We start from the raw sequence: 24,454 nt of genomic DNA, 5'->3' as shown, positions 1-24,454 counted from the left end.
ATAGGCTTAGTTATATAAGCAAATTATAAGAGGACACAAATATGAGGTTCGAAAAATTTACCCAAAAGTTGCAATCAGCGATTCAAGAAGCACAAAGTCTGGCGCTAGGTCGTGACCATACTGGTATCGATCCGGTGCATTTGCTTGCGGTATTACTGCAAGATGAATCCAATCTGTCTATTTGTCAGCAAGCGGGCGCGTCTATTCCAGCGTTGAAAAATGGCGTGGCAAAAGCATTAGACAATCAAGCGACGATTAGCGAGCCGACAGGTGATGTCAATCTAAATCCAAACTCGGTTAAAATTTTGAACTTGGCAGATCGTCAAGCACAAAAAGAAGGCGATGATTTTATCGCCACCGAATGGGTGATATTAGCACTTGCTGAGCAAGGTGAAACCAAAAAGATATTTGAAAGTGCTGGCGTGACCGCGACCAAATTAAAAGCGGTGATTGAGCAGTTGCGTGGTGATGACACCGTGAACAATCAAAATGCGGAAGATCAGCGTGATGCGTTGAATAAATATACCATTAACCTGACTGAACAGGCGGAACTTGGCAAGCTTGATCCGGTGATTGGTCGTGATGAAGAGATTCGCCGTACCATTCAAGTGTTGTCGCGTCGTACCAAAAATAATCCGGTGCTCATCGGTGAGCCAGGTGTGGGTAAAACCGCTATCGTCGAAGGCTTGGCGCAAAAAATTATCAACGGTGATGTGCCAGAAGGTCTACGCCGTAAAGAAGTGCTGTCGTTAGACTTGGGTGCGCTTATTGCAGGGGCAAAATTCCGCGGTGAGTTTGAAGAGCGGCTCAAAAGCGTACTGAGCGATTTGGCCAAGCAAGAAGGTAACGTCATCTTATTTATCGATGAGCTGCACACTATGGTGGGCGCTGGTAAGTCAGAAGGGGCGATGGATGCCGGTAATATGCTCAAACCTGCGCTTGCTCGCGGTGAGCTGCACTGCGTTGGTGCGACGACATTGGATGAGTATCGCCAATTTATCGAAAAAGATGCTGCGCTTGAGCGTCGTTTCCAAAAAGTATTGGTCGATGAACCGACGGTCGAAGATACCATTGCGATATTACGTGGTCTCAAAGAGCGTTATGAGCTGCATCACGGTGTCGATATCCAGGACAGCGCAATTATTGCGGCGGCGCGGATGAGTCATCGTTATATTACCGATCGCAAATTGCCTGATAAAGCGATTGACTTAATTGATGAAGCAGCCAGTCGCTTGCGTATGGAAATGGACAGTAAGCCTGAGTCGTTGGGTAAGCTTGATAGCCGTTTGATTCAGCTAAAAATGCAGCGCGAAGTACTCAAAAACGAAGAAGATGCTGGCGCGCAAGCAGAGCGTAAGGTGCTTGATAGCCAAATCGAGGAATTAGAGAAAGAATACGCGGATCTTAATGAGATTTGGCAAGCCGAAAAAGCCTTGGTTAAAGGTAGTCAGCAGCTAAAAGACGAGTTGGATAAAGCGCGTATTGCTTATGACAAAGCCAGCCGCGAAGGCGACTATGAGACCATGAGTAAGCTGCAATATGAGACTCTTCCGCAGCTTGAGCGCCGTATTCATGAATCTGATCTGGCAGAGCAAAAAGAGCAGAGCGGTGAAGATAGCGGTATAAAGCTGCTACGTAATAAAGTAACCGATAATGAAATTGCCGAAGTTGTTGCCGCAGCGACCGGTATTCCGGTCAGTAAAATGATGCAAGGCGAGCGTGACAAAATGCTAGCAATGGAAGAAAAACTCCATGAGCGCGTCATCGGTCAAGACGAAGCGGTCGAAGCCGTGGCAAATGCTGTACGCCGTAGTCGCGCTGGCTTGTCTGACCCCAACCGCCCTTCAGGTTCGTTCTTGTTCTTAGGACCTACGGGTGTGGGTAAAACAGAGCTGACCAAATCACTGGCAAACTTCTTGTTTGATAGTGAAGACGCCATTGTGCGTATCGACATGAGTGAATATATGGAGAAGCACAGCGTCAGCCGTTTGGTGGGCGCGCCTCCAGGCTATGTCGGTTATGAAGAAGGCGGTACTTTGACCGAAGCAGTACGTCGTAAGCCTTATAGCGTGCTACTGTTTGATGAAGTTGAGAAAGCGCATCCTGATGTGTTCAATATCTTATTGCAAGTATTAGACGATGGTCGTTTGACGGATTCGCAAGGTCGCGTAGTAGACTTTAAAAACACCGTTATTATCATGACCAGTAATTTAGGTTCGCATAAGATTCAAGAGATGGTCGGCGAAAGTTACGAGGATATCAAGGCTGAGGTGATGGATTCAGTTGGACAGCATTTCCGTCCAGAGTTCGTTAACCGTATTGATGAGATTGTGGTATTCCATCCGCTTGGTATGTCGCAAATGGCAGGTATTGCCGATATTCAATTGGATCGTTTACGTCAGCGTATCCAAGAGCGTGAGATGGATATCGAGCTGTCATCTGAGGCGATGAACAAACTGGTAGCGGTCGGTTATGATCCAGTATATGGTGCGCGTCCGCTAAAACGTGCTATCCAGCAAGAGATTGAAAACCCATTGTCATTAAAGCTACTAGCAGGTGACTTTGTCGCTGGCGATATCATCAAAGTCGATGTTGGCGCTGATGATAAACTAACCTTTGATAAGCTTAGAATGAGCTAATAGTAAACTTTAGCTATTATTTTAAACGTTACATTGAACCCCTTATCTGCTAAGGCAAATAAGGGGTTTTTCTATAGACAAACATAACCTGTACCAGAATAGATAAAGTCCTTGTTATATTATAAAAAAGCGCACAAGGATGGCTAGTATGACAATTATAAAAATGGCGATAGATAGGCATACCGCTCAGAACGCTAAAAATAAAATATTGAAAAAACACGTGGCACCATTATTAGCAGCAATGTCATTGTTGTTTAGCACGGCTGCTTGCTCTGACCAGTCAATCATTGACACCAATGGCGATTTGGCAAAATATCAAGAAGCAGAAGATTCAGTCGTCAATGAGTTTTTACATGCTGAGAAACCTACCTTTACCACCAAAACAGTTGCCACTTTTAATGAGCCTTGGGCGATGACTGCACTTCCTAGAGAAGGTGATGAGTCGTTAAAACTGCTTGTGACTCAAAAGACAGGAGAGTTATTTGTCGTCGATGCAGCAACAGGTAATAAGACAGCCATCACTGGTGTGCCCAAAGTGGCTTATGGCGGGCAGGGTGGTCTTGGCGATGTTATTCTGGCGCCAGATTTCGCAACGTCTAATAATATATATCTTAGCTACGTCGAAGCTGGTACAGGACCTGACAGTCGTAAATTCGGTGCTAAAGTCATCAAAGCCAAACTGTCAGGTTTGGACGTTGGTCAACCAAGCTTGCAAGCCATTAGGCCCATTTGGCAGCAAACACCAAAGATGAAAGGACAGGGTCATTACAGCCATCGATTGCTATTCTCACCTGATGGAAGGTATCTATATATCAGCTCAGGTGAGCGCCAAGAAAAAACCCCAGCGCAAGATATGAGTGTCAACTTGGGTAAAATAATCAGGTTAAAACCTGACGGTACTGTGCCAGCCGATAATCCATTTATGGATAAAAACAATGATGTCTCGGCACAATTTTGGACAATCGGTCATCGCAATGTGCTCGGTATGGCATTTGATGATAAAGGAAAGTTATGGGCGCATGAAATGGGACCACGCGGCGGCGACGAGTTTAATCTCATTGAAAAAGGCAAAAACTATGGTTGGCCACTAGTATCCAATGGGTGTAATTATACAGGGACGGACATTCCTGACCATGATACCCGTCCTGATTTTGCAGCGCCAAAAATTACTTGGACGCCTGTGGTATCGCCTTCATCGATGAGCATTTATAAATCTGGTAAACATAATGATTTTCCAGCGTGGCAAGGAGATGTACTTATCAGCGGTCTATCATCAAAAGCGCTTATTGTGGTTAATCTGGATGACAATGATAGTGATAATGACAGCGCTTCTGAGCGTTATCGTTATGATATGGGTAAGCGTATTCGTAGTGTGCTAGCAGTAGATGGTGAAGTGTGGTTATTAGAAGATGGTGATGAGGCTAGGCTGCTGCATTTATTTCCTAAGTAAATACTGATTGAATTCCAAAATAAAAGCAGTGACATATAGTGGGTTCATTTTAAACCGAGACAGTACTATTGGTGATAAAAAATAAATATTTGTACGGTTTTTACTTTAAGTTTATCTTTCTTAATATTAACCCATGAGTGCCGGTTAAAACTACAGGGTATTGAATCAGGTTTGATAGTTTGTACGTATCTTGTTAAGGTAGGCACCTTAAAAAATTGAGATGACTAAATGGATCATGTGAAAGTTGGCCGATTGGGCCCTTTTCCACGGGTAAGTAAACCTGTGTTTTTAACTTCTGCGCTGTTAATTCTTGCGTTTATTATATTCGGTGCCTTTTTTAATGATTTGGCAAGCGAAGTCTTTGGACAGGCAAAGGCATTTGTGTCTATACGCTTTGGCTGGTTCTTTATTGTTGTTGTCAATCTAGTACTGGTCATGAGTATTTACATGATCTTTAGTCGCTATGGTGACATTAGACTTGGCCATCAAACAGAAAGACCAGAGTACAATCTAGTTTCTTGGATTGGAATGTTGTTTTCAGCGGGTATTGGTATTGGACTACTATACTGGGGCACCGCCGAGCCGCTACAGCATTTTATGGCACCGCCAAACGGTGACCCCGAGACGATTGCTGCTGCCAAACAGGCAATGAATATCTCATTCTTGCATTATGGTTTGCATGTATGGGCAGTCTACGGCATGGTGGCGTTGGCATTGGCCTATTTCCACTATCGAGTCGGTTTGCCATTGGCCATTCGCTCAACGCTGTACCCTTTGATTGGTAAAAAAATCTATGGTCCTATGGGCCATACCGTTGATACGCTAGCGGTGTTCGGTACGATGTTTGGGGTGGTGACCACCTTGGGTTTGGGTGTATTGCAGATTAACTCTGGTCTTGAGACGCTGTTTGGTGTTCCAAATAACATCACCGTACAGATTATTTTAATTGCCTTTATCACCATGCTAGCAGGGTTATCTCTGTTTATGGGGCTGGATAAAGGGATTAAGCGCCTCAGTGATATTAATATACTATTTACGGTCGTATTGCTAAGCTTCGTGATTATCTTAGGGCCTACGCAGTTTATTTTTAATAGCTTTGTCGAAAATATTGGTAATTATCTGCATCAAGTCATACCATTAGGAACGTGGACCGAGTCTTATAACGGCGAAGAAAACTGGCAGTCATCGTGGACGATTTTCTATTGGGCATGGTGGATTAGCTGGTCGCCATTTGTAGGTGTATTCGTCGCACGTATTTCTCGTGGGCGTACTATCCGTGAGTTCATATTAGGCGTACTGTTGATTCCTATTACCATTTTGTTCTTATGGTTCACCGCTTTTGGTGGCTCAGCAGTACATATGGAGCTGATGGCAGCGGTTGATCCTAATATCGCAAGCCCTGGTTTAGTTGAAGCAGTCAGGGCTGATACCGGTAGTGCTATCTTTAAGCTGATGGAGTCTTATCCATTAACTTCAGCATTGAACTTGCTAATCGTGGTAATGATTGTACTTTGGTTTGTCACTTCATCGGATTCAGCCAGTTTTGTCATTGATATGTTGACCTCAGGTGGTGATACCAATCCACCAAAAATTCAGCGTTTGTTTTGGGCAGGTACTGAAGGTGTTATCGCCGCTGTATTATTAGCAGCAGGTGGCTTAGGTGCACTGCAAGCAGCGTCTATCGTGTCAGGTTTTCCTTTTGCTATTGTCATTGTTATTATGATGTACTCCTTATTGCGCGGCTTAAGTCGAGATCGGTTGATTTTATATCGTAATCAGCAGTGGTTTATCACTGAAGAATCAGCAGAGCACAACTCAGCCAATGAGTTCCGTGATGAAGAACTGCTAACAGGTCCGCCTGATTTCGAAAAATCTGATAATTAAGTATTGTTAAAGTAAAAAGTAGCAAAGCTCACCTAAAAGCCCCAGCTTATGATTAAGCTGGGGCTTTCTTTATTTAGTTCGGCAGTGTTATTTGTTTTATTGGCTTACGTTTACGTCAGGTTGTGCGCACTGTCCTTTAACGTAACCGATTGCCACCGTTGTGCCACAAGCTGAACATGCATTACCCGCCGTGCGATAGCTGATACCTGAGCGGTTTTTTATTTTGACACAGACAGGGTCATATTGCATGGTACACATCGTTTGTTCAGGATTGTAAGGTGGGCACTTAGTAAAAGGGTTGTCGTTAGATATCTGCTGGTTGTATTCAGTGGTATGCATAGGAGGCGTGTCAGGTGTATTGACGCTTTGGATATTGTTACAGCCAGCCAAAGCCACTGTTGCTGATAATCCTAATAATGACAAGCATAATCGCCATGACTGAAATAAGTGTTTCATAACAATATCTCCTTATAGGTAGCAACTGATAACTTCCTGTTATCAAAAACGATTGCTTTAATACTTATTAGCAATAGGACGGGTTAAACTCATAATAGCTTATTTCGGGGTAGTGAGCCACCAAATTATAGCCAATAAAAAACCCAAGCTTAATCGTAAGCTTGGGTTTAAGTCTTGGTGCTACAAGAACTTTTGAAAAATTAGCTAAGTCTTTTCGTCTTATTCGCTAGGCTTGTCGTCTTTATTAAGCTGGACATATTTGTCGAAATTTTGTGCGTAATCAGTCAAGTTGTCACTGAGCATTTGACGGTATTGTTTGGTATAAAACTCAACAATATCGTCTTTTTCTTTGGCGAAATCATCACCTTTTACAAAGCCAATAGAAGCAACAGATGCGCTATAACGTGCAGCAGCATAAAGTAATGAAGCACCTACTTGGCCTGAATGCGCCTCAGGACCTAGTTGGCTGTTTGCTACGCCAATAATAGCGTCGGCACGTTGGTAAAACGCCTGCATTTCAGGGGTGATTTCAAGGCTAGTGTCAATATTGTCATTTTTGTTTTGAGCGTCGTCTGGAATGTTATCTTGAGACATAAGCGACTCCTAATAATGGTAGGTAAGTTTAAAGGTCTAAATTAAATGAAAGTATATTTCACGCGAGGTTTATAAACCCGCATCTGCTTTTAAGATTTCAGCTTTGTCTGTTTTTTCCCACGTAAAGGCGGTTTCAGAACCTTGGCGACCAAAATGTCCGAAAGTAGAAGTTTGCTGATACATTGGTTGTAATAAATTCAGCATACGAGTAATACCATAAGGGCGTAGATCGAAATGGGTACGAATCAAACGAATGATTTCTTCATGACTGATTTTATTGGTGCCAAAAGTATTAACCGAAATAGACGTCGGTTCAGCAACGCCAATCGCATAACTGATTTGTACTTCACAGCGCTCAGCGATGCCAGCGGCAACCAAGTTTTTGGCCACATAACGCACAGCATAAGCGGCACTACGGTCTACTTTTGAAGGGTCTTTACCACTAAATGCACCGCCACCATGACGAGCCATACCGCCATAAGTATCAACGATAATTTTACGTCCAGTCAATCCTGCATCACCAACGGGACCGCCAATAACAAACTTGCCAGTTGGGTTGATGTGGTAACGCGTACCAGCGTGCAATAAATCTGCTGGTAATACTTGCTTGATGATAGATTCCATCACCGCTTCTTGTAAATCGGCTTGTGAGATACTTGGATCGTGCTGCGTGGATAATACCACTGCATCAATGGCAATAGGGTGGTTGCCTTCATATTTTAAGGTAACTTGCGCTTTTGCGTCTGGGCGTAGCCAAGGCAGTTCGCCTGCACGGCGTAACTCAGACTGACGCTCCATTAAACGATGAGCATATTCGATAGGCGCTGGCATTAAAACGTCGGTTTCATTACTGGCATAGCCAAACATCAGCCCTTGGTCACCAGCGCCTTGCTCTTCAGGGTCGCTACGATCGACGCCTTGGGCGATTTCAGGAGATTGTTTACCAAGCATATTGATAACAGCACAGGTCTCGCCATCAAAGCCTAAGTCTGAATGGTGATAACCGATACCGTTTACCGTATCGCGTACAATACGTTCAACATCGATATTTGCGGTCGTGGTCACTTCACCTGCTAATATCACCGCACCTGTCTTAACCAGCGTTTCGCACGCCACGCGCGCATGTAAATCTTCACGTAAGATGGCATCAAGGATAGCGTCTGATATTTGGTCAGCCATTTTATCGGGATGGCCTTCGCTCACAGATTCTGAGGTAAATAAGTTGTATTCGCGCATAATAGGATCGCTTAATTGAATCAATAAAGGTAGGGAAAAGCATAGCGTCTGGGCGCTGCTTTAATTAATATTGGCCAAACAAATCAATTGCTCGGTGATAAGGTGATAAATAGGTACTGCTCAATTCACTTGATAATAAATGCATGTATCAATTAGATATTGAAAAATATGTGGTTAAGCTTAGTCTGGTTTCATGCTTTAGTAGAAGTGCTATTTAATAATAAGCATTTGCCAACATGGTGATTGTTGCCTGATTATATGACAGTAATTAATCTGGCTTATCAGCGTTAAAATAGGCTTATTTTAACTCGAAACGTGATAAAACTCTAGTGAGCGTCGCTTGTTCTTCTATAAGTAATATTCAACAATGGCATTATAATTCTAAAAACTTAGCTTTATCTTTAAACATACATTCGTCATAAACAGGGCAAGCGCCACATTTGGGCGTGCGTGCCTGACAAGTATAGCGCCCATGCAAAATGAGATAATGATGGGCATCAACGATAAAGTCATCTGGAATACGTTCGACCAGTTTTTGCTCGACAATTAAGACGTTTTTGCCAGTCGCGAGACCAGTACGGTTACCCACTCGAAAGATATGGGTATCGACTGCCATCGTTGGTTGTCCAAAAGCAGTATTTAACACCACATTGGCCGTCTTACGGCCAACGCCCGCTAGAGACTCTAAGTCTTTGCGATTATCTGGGACAGTACTGTTAAATTTCTCTATCAAATCATGGCAGGTTTTAATGACGTTTTTGGCTTTGGCATTATATAGCCCAATGTTTTTGATATAAGATTTTAGACCGTCTTCACCCAATGCCAATATCGCCTCAGGGGTGTTCGCTACAGGATAGAGCTGATTGGTCGCAATATTGACGCTGACATCGGTTGCCTGTGCGGATAATATAACGGCGATCAGTAGCTCGAAATTACTACCATAGTTTAACTCTGTAACTGGTTCGTCAATCGTTGCTGCCAATTTTTCAAAGAACGGGCGCACGTCGCGATTGGGTAGTCGCCTCGATGGCGGGGTATCGGCAGTTTTATGTTTGACGGTTTTACTCATGGTATTTTGACTATTATTTTATCTAATGGTTATTCAAAAGCAGATGGTCGCTATTAAAATTGTGCGAGCTCAGCTTGCAACGCTTCAAGTTCTGTCTGTTTGTTCTCATTAGGGCGTACGCTAAGCTGTTTTTCTAGTTTTTTAATTTTACTGCGTAGCTTGGCGGCGGCAATGGTATTTTTTGCTTGCGCTTCGCTGATATTCAACGATTGGCTAGCAGCATTATTCAGTTTTGCTTCTACCATACTGACCACAGGCTTGCTATTGCTGCTATCAGCCAGCTGTTCGGTGACGCGCCTAAGGTGAGTATGATAGCGCTGCCTCAAATCATCTTGTTCTGCTTCACGCTCAGAGATAGACAGCTCGCGCTCGATAGTGACCAAATCAATACAGTCAACTGGGCAAGGGGCGATACATAGCTCGCAGCCTGTGCACAAATCCGTAAAGATAGTATGCATGTGCTTGCCAGTACCGACAATAGCATCAACTGGGCATGCAGGGATACATTTGGTACAGCCGATACAGTCATCTTCACGGATAACGGCGCGTACCTCGGTAGGCCTAGACGATATGGCATCTATTGGCCATTGAGAAGGCGCCGCGCTCAGTATCGATTCATCACTGTTTATATCGATAATTTGGGCGATGGCATTGGTAACAGGTTGACCACCAGGCACGCATTTATTGTATGGCTCACCGTCTAGCACGATAGCAGCTGCATACGGTAAGCAGCCATCTGGATGGTCGCATAAACCACACTGTGTTTGCGGTAGGCAAGCATCAATATCTGAAATCTTCGTTTGTATATCAGCAGGTAGTGCTTTTATGTTCAAGCTATCGAACAATATTGGCAGATTGACTAAGCGGATATTGGTGCTACTTTGCATTTAATTAGGAACCTTAACGTCAGTGGTCAGTGCTGATATTAGAATAAATATAGTGATAGTAAGGGTTAGGGTGTAAAGCGTTAAATCGTCATACCTTGCTCGTTCATAATCTGCGCAATCAGCTCGTAAGCAATACTACCTTTTGATGGTATTTTGGGCAAGTTTGAAAGGTCAAAAAAGTCGGCGTGTGACAGCTCGTCTTCTTGAATAATAAGTTCGCCACCTGCATAAGCCGCCCGAAAGCCGAGCATCAAATTAGATGGAAACGGCCATGGCTGGCTACTCACATAGCGAATATCCGTTAGGCTAATATTAACCTCTTCGGCCACTTCACGAACGACTGCATGTTCCAAGCTTTCACCGACCTCTACAAACCCTGCAATCAAACCATATTGTAGCGTTTGCTGCGGTGTCTTTTGCTGTCCGTAACGGTGGTGATGGGCCAGTAAAATCTGCATTTCACCCGTATGTGGGTTTGGTCTTGTGATGGCTGTGATGACACAAGGCTGTACGCGCGGGTATTGGCGCAATCGACAAGCTGGGCAGACCATCGAACGCTCATTTTGTTTGGCATGAACGGTTGGGGTAGCGCAGCGGCTACAAAACTGTGTGTCTGCCTGCCAGCGCAATAACTGCATGGCTTGACTAAGCTGATCTGACACAGCAACAGGCAACTGGGTAATCAGCTGGCGATACGGAACAAAAGCCTTACCGCTACTCTCAGCGATGATAGGCAGCGCAATCTCGTTTGTTATTGCATAATCATAAGTAATGGCACTGGCCGCTGGCGCAGTAAAGGTGTCATCAGTCTCAATTGACTTACCTGTATTCTTACCATTCTTATCAGCACCGTCTTGAGCAGACAACCAGTGACTCGGGGCTAGGCTTTCAAGTAGCGCGACGTGGCCAAGCTGATACGCTTGTTGATACTCGCTATGGCTTGTATTTGCATTAGATGGTGATAATTGAACCTGCAAAGGCCACCAGCCATCAGACGTTTGGCGGCACAGAACAGTATCATCACTAAATACAAAAGCGTTGGTCATATATAGAATTCCAAACTGTTTAAGGCAAGTATGCATCAGTGTTGATACAGACTTTTTTAAATTGAAATATAGTCAATCCATTATAAGTCGGATACGGTGTCCAAATTATATTAAACCAACTATATATAAATGAAGGGCGATGGCAGAAAAGCCGCCGCCATCAAGGTATCGTTGCCATTATTAAGTGTTTATTGATCGCTATGGTGGTTAAGCAGCGAGTAGATAGCTCAAGCTCTGCTGACCGACATCTAGCGCTTGTTTACTGACAGGACGATTATGTTCAAAACCATCTAAATGATGATCGACTGCCATAATGACATCAGCGATATAGGCGAGCGTACTGTCTTCAATACGTCGGCCACCTTCGATGCGCTGCTCCATATAGTTGGCCAGTTGGCTGAGCATGCTGGCAGGTGTTGGTAGCTGCAAGAAGCGTACAGCCCCTGCAACTTGGCGCATCATTTCAGGAATGTTTTGAATATTGAGCATGTCTCGCTCTGGCTCAGCCAAATAATCATTGATGGCTTGTTCGGCACTGGCAATGGCGGTACGACTTTCTTGTATCAAAGTGTCGTTGGCCGTATTGAGCTGATGCAATGAGATATGGGGATTATTCAATGGTAAATAAATCGCCCCCGGGGTATGCATTTCGGCCATCGCAATGGTGGCGTTTTCTGCATGCATCAATGCCAGCAGCAAATGGTCAAAGTCATCAGGCGAAGGTGCTTGCCAGTTTTTGACAGCATTGGCCGCTGTATCGAGGCTGTTGGCGGCATTGGATAAACCCAGCAAGCGTAGCGCCGAACTCAATGTCATGAGGTCTTCGATAATTTGCGCGGTTTGCATATCAGCAGGATTGAGCGAATCGCCACGCGCGTAGCTGTCTACATTTTCTTTGATAGTATTAATCTGGGTTTGAATGATGGTGTTCAACGTATCGGTAAGCGCTCGGTTAGGGCCTAATAAGAAACGTTTCATTTGCTCCAGCTGAGGACCTTCCAACCGATTGTTGGCATATTGCTCACGCAATATGTGCGCCGCTTCGTTATCACGCTGACAAGCAAAACTGACCAAATCGGCAAAGCGCGTATCCATCACGGGCAAATAGCTTTGGAACTGCTGCTCTAAATAAATAAGCGTATGTTTTTGGCTGAGATTGAGCGGCAAGATCGTTGCAATATCAGTAACGGCTGCAGTAGCTGCTTGCCAGAACATACTATTGCTGTTTGATGCTATCAAAGCACACGCCGCACTCATGGCGTCAAGTTTTTGCTGATCATCTGGGCTAATGGTGCCATCTTGGTTAAGCAGAGCGACACCAAGACCACTACGATATGCATAGGTCAGTAATTCACTGTCTAAATTAAGCTCGTTGAGTGGTTGGAAGTTCTGTTCAGGGTTGGCGATACTGACGCTGCTGCTACCAAACGTCGAAAAATAATCTGCTGTGATAGGAGACTCTTTCCCGTGAGCGTTGAGTTTATTGATAACCGGTAGTAATAAAATGGGCTCCACTGATTCGGTCAATAGCACAAACTCGACATAACGTTCTAGTGTCATGATGGCTTCTGATAAATCCATGATCAAGTCGACATCGTTATTATTGCCATTATCATAAAGACGCTGTAAACCATTGACGATGGTTGTGTTTAGCGTTTCCGCCCCGACTAAGGAAATCAGCTCAAAAATACAAGACAGCTGCTTTAGTACAGTGATTGAGTCCAATAATAAATGCGCCTGACTACTATCGTCATTAAACTCACTCAGATGAATCTCAGTATCTTTTAAGGTTACGATGATTTCATCATACAACAAGTGTAGAGATGGTAAGTTGAAATCAGTAACACTAAGCGTTGGGGCGGTTAACTTCATTTGCGCAGACTGGTCCATAGGTGTTTTCCATAATGTACTAATGAGAATGACGATGGTTTAAACGGTGTTTAGAAAGCATTTATTAGTATGTTTTAACGCTTAATATAACAATAATCAAGGCTATATTATACAAATGTTATTGCGCAAATGCTCGATATCATCAACGTTTTAAATGACGTTACATGTTGGCTTTTAGCTCAGGGTAGTCTTCGGCAAGTGCTGTATACCAGCTTTGACTGGCGCTCTCATTGCTGCTCGATTCTAGTAATAAAGCGGCTAAATTAGCAAGATTTGCATGAGCGGTATGTCCGCCATCGGCTTGGGTATCTTCTTCGATGGCTAGCGTAACTTGACCGCCAGTCATCGCCAGATAAACTTCAGCTAAAATTTCAGAGTCAAGTAAGGCCCCGTGAAAAGTACGGTCTTGCTTACCCACATCCAAGCGACGAACGAGAGCATCTAGGGTGTTTTTTTGCCCTGGGTATTGCTGCTTTGCCATCACCAGTGAATCGGTCACTTGTACCCGCTCGGCAAAGTCATTCATACCAACTTTGGCAAACTCCATATTTAAGAAGTTCATATCAAACGTGGCATTGTGAGCGATAATCTCAGCACCATCCATAAACTCATAGAGTGCCTGAGCGACTTGATCAAAGGTTGGTTTATCGGTTAAAAATGCTTCAGAAATACCGTGAATGCGAATAACTTCCTCGTCCATACCGCGCAGTGGGTTGATGTAGACGTGTAGCTTTTCACCGGTAAATTTACGCCCGATCATCTCTACAATACCAACTTCGATAATACGGTCGCCTTTTAGTGGATCAAGGCCTGTAGTCTCGGTATCCATAATAAGCTGACGGTCAGACTCGTGACGGTGGATAGGCTGAGGTAACAGCGGTATAAAATGCGGATTGGCTCGACTGGTATCACCATCGAATTTTGGTGTATCCGCTACCTTATTAGCTCCTATATCAGTTTCTGTCTCTGGTATTTGAGTATTTATTGTAGTATCAGTCATAAAGGTCTGTGGTTCCGGCGTATCTGTAGGATTCTTTGGGTCGCTAGCAGTATCCTGGTAGCGATTCGTGTCTACTATAGCGTTGTTATCTACCATGCTATTAGTATGGTTTTTATCGTTATCGCTTTTTGATAGCGCTGCGTCAGACTCGTTATCAGGCTCATCATCTTCTATCATATCAAGACCCAGCGGGTCGAAACTTAGCCAATCATCGCTAGCGGTTGGTTTAGTTTCTACTATTTGGTCTTTTTTTTTAGCCGCTGCTTGGGTGTCTATCACCGATAAATTGTCACTGCTGGACGTCACGCCTAGGTTTGCCAGCTCATCTGCTTTTTCATTACCAGCATGTCCCGCATGACCTTTGACCCAGTGCCAATCTACATTACGCTGTTGGCAAAGCTCATCTAATTGTTGCCAAAGGTCTTGATTGGCGACGGGTTTTTTACTGGCTGTTTTCCAGCCGCGTTTTTTCCAGCCTTCAATCCATTCGGTGATGCCTTTTTTGACATAGCTTGAGTCTGTCCAAATCTCAAGTTTCTGCTCAAGTGGACTGTGTCTCAATGCTTGTATCGCACCCATTAGCTCCATGCGATTATTGGTCGTCTCGCTATCGCCACCATATAAATCCTGCGTTTGACCATCGCTGAATATAAGATGCGCACCCCAGCCGCCAGCACCGGGATTGCCTTTACAAGCGCCGTCCGTGTAAGCAACGATCGTGTTTGCTTTAGCGGCCAACGGATTTATGGCGTTATGGGTATTGAGCTGCTGTGCTGGGGCTTGATTGTCTGACATAAAAATGTATTGACCTAATATATAAGAAGCGTAGGGTAGCGTAAAAAAGCTTCTGCTAACGTTGTTTTAACGAGAGCTAGCACTTTATATTTTAGGCTTGAGTATAGCAAATCTATGATTGATATGGGCAGTCGCAATACACAAAATCGTAAAACCAGCTATTGCCAATTCTCTGACACCTATCATCACGCTTTTCTTGTCCTAAAATGGCAACTAATAGTGAGTTCAATATAAAAGCGGTACAGCATCCGCGTCATATCATAACGTATCTTTTTTATTTAGAACCGACTATATTAAGGCGAACATGACAAGAAAAACAGACGGGGTTTCTGTTAAAATAGACGCAGTTTAAAAGAAGAGTCTACTATAAAACTGAAAACTATCGGCGTTACAGCACTGTATCGTTGTTAAAGTGAATCCACTATATTTTGAACAATAACGCGCTTAATAAAAGCCTTTCATGCACGAATGCAGGATAACCTGATTATGTCCTTACGCTCAAACATTTCTTATAAAAGACTGTCACATTTGATGGTTGGTATTGTGGTGAGTAGCGCGCTACTTTTGAGTGCTTGTAATGATAGCAACACTCAAGCCGATACTGAAATGGTTGAGCCGGCAGCGGATTTATCAATATTTGAGGGTTGCTATACCGTCAGTGATGACGAGCCGGCGCAAATCAAAGTCAGTCAACAAGATGGTGCGTGGGTGATGCAAATGAAGGAGCCTGCAAGCACCAAGCGTGTTTGGGATGATGCTGAACCGTTAGAAGGGATTGAAAAAAGCGATATTCCAACGTTTTTCTCTATTGACCCTGATAATGTTGATGCCGTCATTGGTCGCCCTGATAGGGTACTGGTATTAGCACATGTCAAACCTGTCTATGCTAATATCGATCCGTTATTAGACAGTGAGTATCTATCCTATATTTATCGCGGTGCCAACACCATTTATCGCGTGGAATGTGACGACGTTAATACCGACATCTTAGCCAATCCTCATGCCAATATTGTGATTGATAACGTTAATGATAGTGTCTAGGTAGCCGTTATAAAACAGTATTGAATAAACGTCATTTATTATAAATAACCATATCATCAGAGTCAGGCAATATGAATTTTTTTAGTTATGTAGTGTTGGGTGGGTTTTGTTATGCGGCTGGTTGGGCAATCAGAACGCGTGTATTGGACAAACAGCCTAAACCTGAGCAGCCTTATAATCTAAAGCATCCAGCAATATTGGCGTATCTCGGCGGATTTTTTATCATTATGCTAATTGTCTCGTGGCTGATCGGTCGTTACGCATTAGGGCACACTAGCATTGATTTGCCTTTTATTATCGTCAATAGCCTCGTTGGAACCTTTGTTTATTCATTTGGTCTCAATCCTGAAAAATCTAGTTATGATGTGCCAGGCTAGCGGCTGATGCTCACTGGGTATGTTAAAAAATCTTAAGACGTTAAAAAAGCCACGACTGATAAATGCTTATCGGTCGTGGCTTTTTACTATGCTCGTTTAAAACTTATAACGGGTACAAGGCTAAGCGTTTTTCTTTAAGTCAGTGGTAGATTTGGCAGTTGATTGAGCTTTCTTCCAGGTTTGATATTTTTGCAAATCCTTTTCAATCAGTTTTAAGCAAAATGCCAGTACTAGTGCGTCGTCGATATGACCGATAAAAGGGATGAAGTCTGGGATGATATCGATCGGGTTCAAGGTATAAAGCAAGCCGACGACACCGGCCGAGATGGTCTTGTAAGGAATATCGCGATAATTGCCTTTATAATAATCCTTAATTAAACTCACAAACAGCATCAAGTCTTTGGTGAAGCGTTCAAGATGGCTACTATCTTGTAGTTTTTCTTTGAGCTTTTCTTCTTCATTTATAATGTATTCAAGATCTGCATCTAGGATGTCATCTTTTTTTTGTTTGTCAGTTGCTTTATCAGCCATTGTTATTATCCTTATTTCACAGCATTCGGTATTCTTATACTATAACAAAGTTATGGCGTGTGCCAATATCGTGCCATAACGATTTGTTGGGTTTGTGGTGGTGAGTATGCAAGTTGCTTGAGCCATTTTATGCCATAAAGTAGCGAAAAAGTAAATATAGGCAAAGATTGGGCAACTTTAAACGCTGATAAACAAGCTACAATGCGATGTCTCGATGTTATAAGTCAGTTAATAATAAAGATAAAAATCACTTAAAACGATACCAAGATAAAAATTGATAGGTAGCAACAAAATATGGCTTCAAAAACACCTTCTGTACAATCATTAAAAAATAATAAAAATGAGAGTGAGCACAAAGCGGCTGAATCACCTATAAAAAGTATGGCTGGGCTGAATCGCCGCCAGTTTTTACGTCAAATGGGTGTCTCTACTGGTGTAGGGTTATTAGCGACCCAAGGTATTACTCAGGCACTAGCATCTAATAATATTGCTCAAGATAATGGCACACAGCTGACCAAAGATGATTTGCCAACGGCATTTTTTGATGAGAGTTCGGTATCCCAAGCAATACCTTCTCAGACATTACAACCGCAAATAAGCTGTATCACGCCAAGTATTGAGACGAGGCTTTTTGCCAGTTCCAACGTCGGTGGTAGTAATGAGCGCAATCAGTTGGCATTAGATCGCTTGGCCTGTGCAGGTTTTAAAGTGGACAATCCTACGATTACTAAGCGGCAGTATCTGCGTTTTGCCGGTACTGATTCACAGCGAGCAAGCGATTTACAAAACATTGCCACCGGTGCTATCGCAGCCCCTAAGCTGCTACTGGGTGTACGCGGTGGTTATGGTGCGATGCGTTTATTACCGATGGTTGATTGGTCAACGCTGGGTCGTATCATGAAAGAGCGCGGTGCTATACTCGCAGGCTTTAGCGATGTGACCGCTATCCAGTGTGCATTACTGGCAAAAGGGGATATGAGCTCGCTTGCCGCGCCGATGCTATATAGCGAGTTTGGCAAAACTAAACCCGATCAGGTCAGCTGTCGACAGTTTGCAGAAGCACTAACCAATCCCAATTTGGTGATTAATATAAATGATGCATCTTTGACCAGTCCGAATTTACCCAGTATCTTAACAACTGCAGAACCAAAAACCTTAACCGGTACTATCTGGGGTGGCAACCTAAGTATAGTATCAGCGCTGGCAGGCAGCGAGTATTTACCACGTATTGACGGCGGCATTGTGTTCTTAGAAGATGTGGGCGAGCAAACCTATCGTATTGAGCGCATGCTGTATGATTTGTATTTAGCAGGCGTGTTTAAAGGGCAGCAAGCGATTATATTTGGTGCGTTATCGGGCGCAGGTGAGGACAGTTATGACAAGCGCTACGATGTGGCTACAGTGATTCGTCAACTGCATAAACTCACAGGATTGCCGATTTATAGTGGCATGAGCTTTGGTCATATTGGGCAAAAACACAGTTTTCCACTTGGGGCGAGCTGTCAAGTTAGCCCAAATACAGTCGGTGGTTATCAATTGGCATTTAGCGATTATCCAACGATTAAGCCTGATTCTATTCATGTCGAAGGGTTATGGCAAAATCTTTAGTCATTAGAGAAATCAGCAACAAAGAAAACCTAAATAGCCAATCGCGAAAATTTATCCTGATATTCTTTTGGGGTCAGCTCGGTGGCGCGTTTAAACAGGCGAGTAAATGAGGAGATATCATCGTAGCCGACTTGATGCGCCAGCGATTTTATCGTCACATCGCCCAACTCCAATAAACGTTTTGCCTGTTCAACTCTCACCGCTTGAATATACTCAATCGGACGCATAGCGACAGCGGATTGAAAGCGTCTATTTAATGTGCGCGGTGTGATATTAACCATGGCTGCCAAACTGCTCACTTGTAGAGGCTGATTGAAGTTCTCTTCAATGAACTCTTGTACTTGCTGAACCAATTGGTCTGCATGCGGTTTATGCAAAGTCACATTGGTATAGCTGTTCTGATTACCTCTTTTGCTATCGATGATTTGAGTTTTTGCCACTTGGGTAGAAATCTCACGCCCGCAATAGCGCTCTATTAATAACAATCCCAAATCATAAAAGGCGCTTCCTCCCGCCGCACAAAAGATATTGCCCGACTGGGTTATTGAGTCACTTTTTGACTGGCTTTTTGATTGATTCTTTGATTGATTCTTTGATTGAGTGACAAACTGGTTTTCTTGCAAATCAACCAGTGGAAAGTCTGCCTTAAATTTACTCGCATAGCCCCAATGGGTGGTGGCTATTTTATTATCGAGCAATCCTGCCTTTGCTAAAAAGAAAGCACCGCTACAATTACTAGCAATATCTGCTTTGGTACTTGCCAACCGCTGTAAATGTGGAATTAACTGGCTATTTTGGCTCAATACCTTATCGATAGAATCGCCAATGGTTGGGATTAATAATAAGTCGCACTCCGTCACATCTCGAATATCGCAATGCGCTTGCATGATTAAGCGATTGCTACATCTAATATCTGCGCCGCCTAGGCTTGCTATCTGCACATTAAATCTAGGCTCTACGGCTTCACCCGAAAATCGTTGCCAACTGACACCGGTAAATGAAAACAGGTCTAACGCGCCAGCAAGCACGCTACCAAGCACCCCATCGAAGCCAAGAATAATCACTTTAAAAGGTTTGAAATAGGGCATAGTTATCTGTTTTCCTTTATCTTTTTTTAATGGCTGTTTTTTGATAACTGCGTTCTAAGATAACTTATTTCTTAGCTGTATTTACTTAGCTCGGCGGCTTATAAATGTCTTATTTGACCGTAATTATGTCATAAATGACAATACGGCAACGTGCTAAATTAGATTAATATCAATTGATAACCAAATTTAATTAGTTAGCGAGAACACTATGGCAGCAGATACGCTTATCAACGATTTTGAATTACCGTTTCAACTCTACGATGTATTGGGTACTGAACATTTAACCGAGCATCCTAAGTTTGCAGAACACAGCCGCGAAACGTTCGATGCGGTATTGGACACTGCCAATAAAATTGCGACTCAGTTATTTTTGCCGCATAACCATGTAGCGGATAAAAACGAGCCGCAGTTCGATGGCAAAAAGGTAACCATGATAGACGATGTGAAAGTCGCCTTTGATGCGTTTCGTGAGTCAGGCTTTATCGCTGGTCGTTATAGTTTCGACGATGGTGGCATGCAATTACCTGAAACCGTGATGACCGCGGTGGCAGGCTATTTTATGGCGGCCAATCCATCGACTACTGCTTATCCATTTTTAACCACGGCGGCGATTAATGTCATCTCACATTTTGCCAGTGATGAGATTAAAAACGCCTTTATGCCGCGTATGTTAACCGGTGAATTCACTGGCACCATGGCATTAACAGAGCCACATGCTGGCTCCTCACTTGCTGATATCAAAACCACTGCTATCAAACAAGACGATGGCAGCTATCGCGTAAAAGGCAGCAAAATTTACATTTCAGGTGGCGATCACGAACTGTCTGACAATATTGTGCATTTGGTTTTAGCTAAAGTGCCGGGCGGTCCCGGTGGTGTCAAAGGTATCTCTTTATTTGCCGTGCCAAAGTATCGTTTAAATGAGGATTTATCGGTTGGCGCGCGCAATGATGTGCATCTAACCGGACTGATTCATAAGCTTGGTTATCGAGGCGCGACTTCTACCGCACTGAGCTTTGGTGATAAAGGTGACTGTCAGGGTTATCTTATCGGTGAAGAGCATTTTGGTTTGCGCTATATGTTTAAAATGATGAATGAAGCGCGCATTGCGGTTGGTTTTGGCGCAGCGATGATTGGTTATCGCGGTTATCAATATTCGCTCGATTATGCCAAGGACCGCACGCAAGGTAGAATCGCACCGAATAATAAACCTGAAGATCCAGCAACCGCTATCATTCAGCATGGTGATGTGAAGCGTATGTTACTGGCGCAAAAAGCTTATAGCGAGGGCGGCATTTCCTTATGCTTATACGGCTCAAACCTGATTGACCGTATCAATACTTGTGAGGATGCGACTCTAAAAAATGAGCTTTCAGAGTTATTAGATTTGCTCACGCCCGTATTAAAAGCATGGCCGTCTGAATATGGTCCTAAAGCCAATGATTTGGGTATCCAAGTATTGGGCGGCGCAGGCTATACGCGTGAGTATCAAGCCGAGCAATTTTGGCGTGATAACCGTCTCAATCCTATCCACGAAGGCACAAATGGCGTACAGGCATTAGATTTGTCATTCCGTAAGTTATGGCAAAATAAAGGGCTTGGTATTGAAATTCTAAAACGTGAAATTACTCAGGATTTAGAAAGCACAACCACTCTAAAAACCACGCCCGAGACTGCCAAATTGGCAGGTAAATTGATACCTTATATGGCTCATTTACATGAATTGTTGGTACATTTAAGTAAAATTCTACAAACAGAAAAAGCAATCACGCTTACCGGAAATGCCCAAGCATTGATGAATATCTTTGCTTCAATCGTAGTGAGTTGGATTTGGATTCGCCAAGCCAGCAAAGCTGAGCAATTATTAAGTGATACAACCGACGTCGAAAAACAAAACTTTTATCAAGGCAAAATACAAGCGGCAAAGTACTTTATCGATTGGGAATTACCATTAATCAATCGCGATATCGAGCTGTTAAATAATGACAATGCGGTATGTATCGATATGCAAGCAGAGTGGTTTTAATCGATTTTCAGTCATGTTTGATATTAACAATTTTAGTATTAACAAAAAATACAAACTTAAAGGAATAAATAATGACAACAATGAATAAGCAGTGGCGTTTAAAAGCGAGACCCGTTGGCGAGCCGAGCGCTGATACTTGGGATTATACCGAGTCAGAACTACCGACTGTTTCAGACGGTGAGTTACTGATTAAAATCGAATATATCTCTATCGATCCAGCGATGCGTGGTTGGTTAAACGACGCCAAATCTTATATCGCACCAGTACAGATTGGCGAAGTGATGCGTGCCGGTACTGTGGGTGAGGTTATTGAAAGCAAGCATGAGAAGTTTGTAGTCGGTGACTATGTCGCAGGTCACAATGGCGTACAGTCGTATGCAATCAGTGATGGTACTGGACTACATAAAGTTGATCCAAGCCTTGCGCCGTTGTCTTATTATTTAGGCGTGCTCGGTATGCCAGGTATGACCGGCTACTTTGGCTTATTAAAAACGGGTCAGCCAAAAGCTGGCGAGACAGTTGTTATTTCTGGCGCTGCCGGTGCGGTTGGTGGTTTGGTTGGGCAAATTGCCAAAATCAAAGGCTGCCGCGTCGTTGGTATCGCAGGTGGTTCTGAGAAATGTAAATTCTTAGTCGATGAGTTAGGTTTTGATGCGGCAATCGACTATAAGAATGAAAATGTAAAAAAAGCGTTAAAAGAAACCTGTCCAAAAGGCGTCGATGTCTATTTTGACAACGTTGGCGGCGATATTTTAAATGACGTACTGACTCAAATTAATCTGCATGCGCGTATCGTGATTTGCGGGGCGATTAGCCAATACAACACCACGACAGAAGTAAAAGGGCCATCGAATTATCTGTCATTATTGGTCAATCGTGCACGGATGGAAGGCATTGTGGTCTTTGATAATATTAAAGAATACCCGACGGCGATGAAAGATATCGCAGGCTGGATTCAGTCAGGTGATATTAAAGTAAAAGATCATATCGTTGAAGGTATCGAGACTTTTCCTGATACGTTGATGATGCTCTTTAAAGGTGAAAACTTCGGAAAACTGGTACTTAAGGTAGAGGGATAAATCATGACATTAAATACAAATGGACTTGAGTCAAATAATTTAGCAAATTTACCGGCTTCAAACGTCACAGGTAAACGTATCTTAATCACAGGCGGTGCGTCTGGCATCGGTGCGGCTAGCGCGTTACTACTGGCAAGTCGCGGTGCCAAAGTAATCATTGGCGATTTGGCAGAAGAAATGGGTGCTGCTGTTGCCAAGCAAGCCCAAGACGCTGGTAATAGTATTGTCTTTCAAAAGGTCGATGTCACTAGCGGCGATGAAGTTCGTGTATTGTTTGCCTTTGCCATGGACACTTTAGGCGGTCTAGATGTGGTGATAAATAATGCTGGTATCGATCATAAGCCTGTACCGATGCATGAGCTTAGCGATGAGGATTTTGACCGTAATATCGCTGTTAACCTAAAAGGTGTCTGGCATTGTATGCGTGCCGCTGTTGCCTGTATGGCACCGAATGGCGGTGGTCATGTGATTAATGTGGCCTCGATTGCTGGCTTGCGTTCTGCGCCTTTATTGTCAGCTTATAGCGCTGCTAAGCATGGCGTGATGGGACTGACCAAATCTGCTGCTCATGAATATGCCCGCGTCAATATTCGCTTTAATGCGGTATGCCCAAGCTTTATCGATACGCCAATGGTACGCAATACTATGGCTAATATGGATGAGCGTGCGCAGCAAGCAACCATTAAAGCCAGTCCAATGCGCCGTTTAGGTAAGGTCGATGAAGTATCTGGCGCGATTGCATGGCTGGCTAGTGATGAGAGCAGCTTTATGAATGGTCATGCTTTTACCCTTGATGGCGGTATGCTGGCTTAATAGTCAAATAACTGCTAAATCATTACGGTGTTAGCCTCGCTCGATTTACTATACGTAATATCTACGCTCGGCTGCCTTGTAATGGATTTGCAGTTTTTCAACTATAATTTATTAAGTAGTTACGATAAAAAATTGAAAACTGAATAGCTAATTTAAAATATAAGGAATAATAATGAAAGATTTATTTGATTTAACCGGCAAGATTGCTTTAGTCACGGGCGCTAGCCGTGGTATTGGCGAATCTATCGCCCGTCTTTTGGCCTCAAGAGGCGCACACGTTATTGTCTCTAGCCGTAAGATTGATGCTTGCCAAGCGGTTGCCGATAGCATTGTCGCTGATGGTCATAAAGCCAGCGCCTTTGCCTGTCATGTGGGCGAGATGGAGCAGATTGACGCAATTTTTGAGCATATCAAAAGCGAATTTGGTCAAATTGACATCTTAGTCAATAATGCCGCTGCCAACCCTTATTACGGGCATATCCTAGATACGGATTTAGCCGCTTTTGATAAGACCGTCGAAGTCAATATTCGTGGTTATTTCTTTATGTCGACGGCTGCTGGCAAAATGATGCGCGAGCAGGGCGGCGGCGTTATTTTAAATACCGCCTCGGTCAATGGCTTAGTCGCGGGTGATAAGCAAGGTATTTATTCAATCACTAAAGCGGCTGTCATCAGTATGACCAAATCTTTTGCCAAAGAATGCGGACCGTTAAATATTCGCGTCAATGCGTTATTACCAGGTTTAACCGACACTAAATTTGCCTCTGCTTTGACTACCAATGATAAAGTCTTAAAAATGGCATTACATGCAATCCCGCTAGGGCGCGTGGCGGATCCAGATGAAATGGCTGGTACGGTATTATACTTAGTGTCTGACGCTTCAAGTTATACCACGGGTACAACCGTCGTTGTCGATGGTGGGATGCTTGCTTAGTTATGAATAAG

20 protein-coding genes are annotated in these 24,454 nt (G+C 43.5%); 10 read left to right on the top strand and 10 right to left on the bottom strand.

Translation table 11 applies throughout. The annotated features are described in order from the left end of the window. Positions 1–41: 41 nt before the first annotated feature. The 3 genes from clpB (at position 42) to ACT3TU_RS00165 (ending at position 5,973) form a co-directional block, all read left to right on the top strand. Positions 42–2,639 (top strand): ATP-dependent chaperone ClpB, encoded by a 2,598-nt coding sequence (gene clpB / locus ACT3TU_RS00175; RefSeq protein ID WP_444783873.1) that lies wholly within the window; start codon positions 42–44, stop codon positions 2,637–2,639. 205 nt (positions 2,640–2,844) lie between these two features. Then, positions 2,845–4,089 carry a PQQ-dependent sugar dehydrogenase gene (locus tag ACT3TU_RS00170; RefSeq protein ID WP_444783908.1) on the top strand — a complete coding sequence of 415 codons (1,245 nt, stop codon included), beginning with the start codon at positions 2,845–2,847 and terminating at the stop codon, positions 4,087–4,089. Between the two features lie 228 nt (positions 4,090–4,317). Further along, positions 4,318–5,973, top strand: coding sequence for a BCCT family transporter (locus tag ACT3TU_RS00165; RefSeq protein ID WP_444783872.1), 1,656 nt, complete (start codon positions 4,318–4,320; stop codon positions 5,971–5,973). Between the two features lie 96 nt (positions 5,974–6,069). On the opposite strand, the gene ACT3TU_RS00160 is transcribed toward ACT3TU_RS00165, so the two are convergent. The 8 genes from ACT3TU_RS00160 to dnaQ all read right to left on the bottom strand — a co-directional run bounded on the left by ACT3TU_RS00160 (position 6,070) and on the right by dnaQ (position 14,946). Next, on the bottom strand, positions 6,070–6,429 hold the full coding sequence (locus ACT3TU_RS00160) for a hypothetical protein (protein WP_444783871.1): 360 nt from the start codon (positions 6,427–6,429) through the stop codon (positions 6,070–6,072). A 219-nt stretch (positions 6,430–6,648) separates the two neighbouring features. Further along, complete coding sequence (locus tag ACT3TU_RS00155; RefSeq protein WP_192524352.1) at positions 6,649–6,945, bottom strand: DUF3144 domain-containing protein; 297 nt, start codon at positions 6,943–6,945, stop codon at positions 6,649–6,651. 147 nt (positions 6,946–7,092) lie between these two features. After that, positions 7,093–8,259, bottom strand: a complete 1,167-nt coding sequence (metK, locus tag ACT3TU_RS00150) for a methionine adenosyltransferase (RefSeq protein WP_192524346.1) — start codon at positions 8,257–8,259, stop codon at positions 7,093–7,095. 373 nt (positions 8,260–8,632) lie between these two features. After that, complete coding sequence (gene nth / locus ACT3TU_RS00145) at positions 8,633–9,328, bottom strand: endonuclease III (protein ID WP_192524345.1); 696 nt, start codon at positions 9,326–9,328, stop codon at positions 8,633–8,635. Between the two features lie 53 nt (positions 9,329–9,381). Next, positions 9,382–10,215, bottom strand: coding sequence for an RnfABCDGE type electron transport complex subunit B (locus ACT3TU_RS00140; protein ID WP_444783870.1), 834 nt, complete (start codon positions 10,213–10,215; stop codon positions 9,382–9,384). A gap of 80 nt (positions 10,216–10,295) precedes the next feature. Further along, entirely contained in the window at positions 10,296–11,261 is a 966-nt protein-coding gene (gene nudC / locus ACT3TU_RS00135) for an NAD(+) diphosphatase (protein ID WP_192529124.1), read from the bottom strand. A 207-nt stretch (positions 11,262–11,468) separates the two neighbouring features. Beyond that, positions 11,469–13,151 carry a hypothetical protein gene (locus tag ACT3TU_RS00130; RefSeq protein WP_444783869.1) on the bottom strand — a complete coding sequence of 561 codons (1,683 nt, stop codon included), beginning with the start codon at positions 13,149–13,151 and terminating at the stop codon, positions 11,469–11,471. A gap of 160 nt (positions 13,152–13,311) precedes the next feature. Then, a complete protein-coding gene (dnaQ, locus tag ACT3TU_RS00125; protein ID WP_444783868.1) occupies positions 13,312–14,946 on the bottom strand; it encodes a DNA polymerase III subunit epsilon in 1,635 nt (544 codons plus the stop codon). A 486-nt stretch (positions 14,947–15,432) separates the two neighbouring features. Between dnaQ and ACT3TU_RS00120 the strand changes: the two genes are divergently transcribed. Then, positions 15,433–15,987 carry a hypothetical protein gene (locus ACT3TU_RS00120; protein ID WP_444783867.1) on the top strand — a complete coding sequence of 185 codons (555 nt, stop codon included), beginning with the start codon at positions 15,433–15,435 and terminating at the stop codon, positions 15,985–15,987. 71 nt (positions 15,988–16,058) lie between these two features. Further along, the gene (locus ACT3TU_RS00115; protein ID WP_192524486.1) at positions 16,059–16,364 is read left to right on the top strand and encodes a hypothetical protein; all 306 of its coding nucleotides are present in this window, start codon (positions 16,059–16,061) and stop codon (positions 16,362–16,364) included. Between the two features lie 120 nt (positions 16,365–16,484). Here ACT3TU_RS00115 and ACT3TU_RS00110 read toward each other — a convergent pair whose 3' ends face one another. Continuing rightward, a complete protein-coding gene (locus tag ACT3TU_RS00110; RefSeq protein ID WP_192524487.1) occupies positions 16,485–16,895 on the bottom strand; it encodes a YkvA family protein in 411 nt (136 codons plus the stop codon). A 381-nt stretch (positions 16,896–17,276) separates the two neighbouring features. Here ACT3TU_RS00110 and ACT3TU_RS00105 point away from each other — a divergent pair, with 381 nt between their 5' ends. Continuing rightward, entirely contained in the window at positions 17,277–18,503 is a 1,227-nt protein-coding gene (locus tag ACT3TU_RS00105) for an LD-carboxypeptidase (protein WP_192524494.1), read from the top strand. Positions 18,504–18,532: 29 nt separating this feature from the next. Here ACT3TU_RS00105 and ACT3TU_RS00100 read toward each other — a convergent pair whose 3' ends face one another. Next, on the bottom strand, positions 18,533–19,591 hold the full coding sequence (locus ACT3TU_RS00100) for a GlxA family transcriptional regulator (protein WP_192524488.1): 1,059 nt from the start codon (positions 19,589–19,591) through the stop codon (positions 18,533–18,535). A 208-nt stretch (positions 19,592–19,799) separates the two neighbouring features. Here ACT3TU_RS00100 and ACT3TU_RS00095 point away from each other — a divergent pair, with 208 nt between their 5' ends. The 4 genes from ACT3TU_RS00095 (at position 19,800) to ACT3TU_RS00080 (ending at position 24,443) form a co-directional block, all read left to right on the top strand. Further along, a complete protein-coding gene (locus tag ACT3TU_RS00095) occupies positions 19,800–21,617 on the top strand; it encodes an acyl-CoA dehydrogenase (protein ID WP_192529127.1) in 1,818 nt (605 codons plus the stop codon). 71 nt (positions 21,618–21,688) lie between these two features. After that, positions 21,689–22,696, top strand: a complete 1,008-nt coding sequence (locus ACT3TU_RS00090; RefSeq protein WP_192524490.1) for an NADP-dependent oxidoreductase — start codon at positions 21,689–21,691, stop codon at positions 22,694–22,696. A gap of 3 nt (positions 22,697–22,699) precedes the next feature. After that, on the top strand, positions 22,700–23,509 hold the full coding sequence (locus ACT3TU_RS00085; RefSeq protein WP_192529128.1) for an SDR family NAD(P)-dependent oxidoreductase: 810 nt from the start codon (positions 22,700–22,702) through the stop codon (positions 23,507–23,509). A 172-nt stretch (positions 23,510–23,681) separates the two neighbouring features. Continuing rightward, a complete protein-coding gene (locus tag ACT3TU_RS00080) occupies positions 23,682–24,443 on the top strand; it encodes an SDR family oxidoreductase (RefSeq protein WP_192524492.1) in 762 nt (253 codons plus the stop codon). Positions 24,444–24,454: the final 11 nt, after the last annotated feature.

The sequence above is a fragment of the Psychrobacter sp. AOP3-A1-26 genome, from assembly GCF_052378235.1.
In the GTDB taxonomy this organism is placed as follows: Bacteria; Pseudomonadota; Gammaproteobacteria; order Pseudomonadales; family Moraxellaceae; genus Psychrobacter.
The sequence above is the reverse complement of the archived record's forward strand: the minus strand, read 5'-3'. Positions and strand labels throughout refer to the sequence as shown.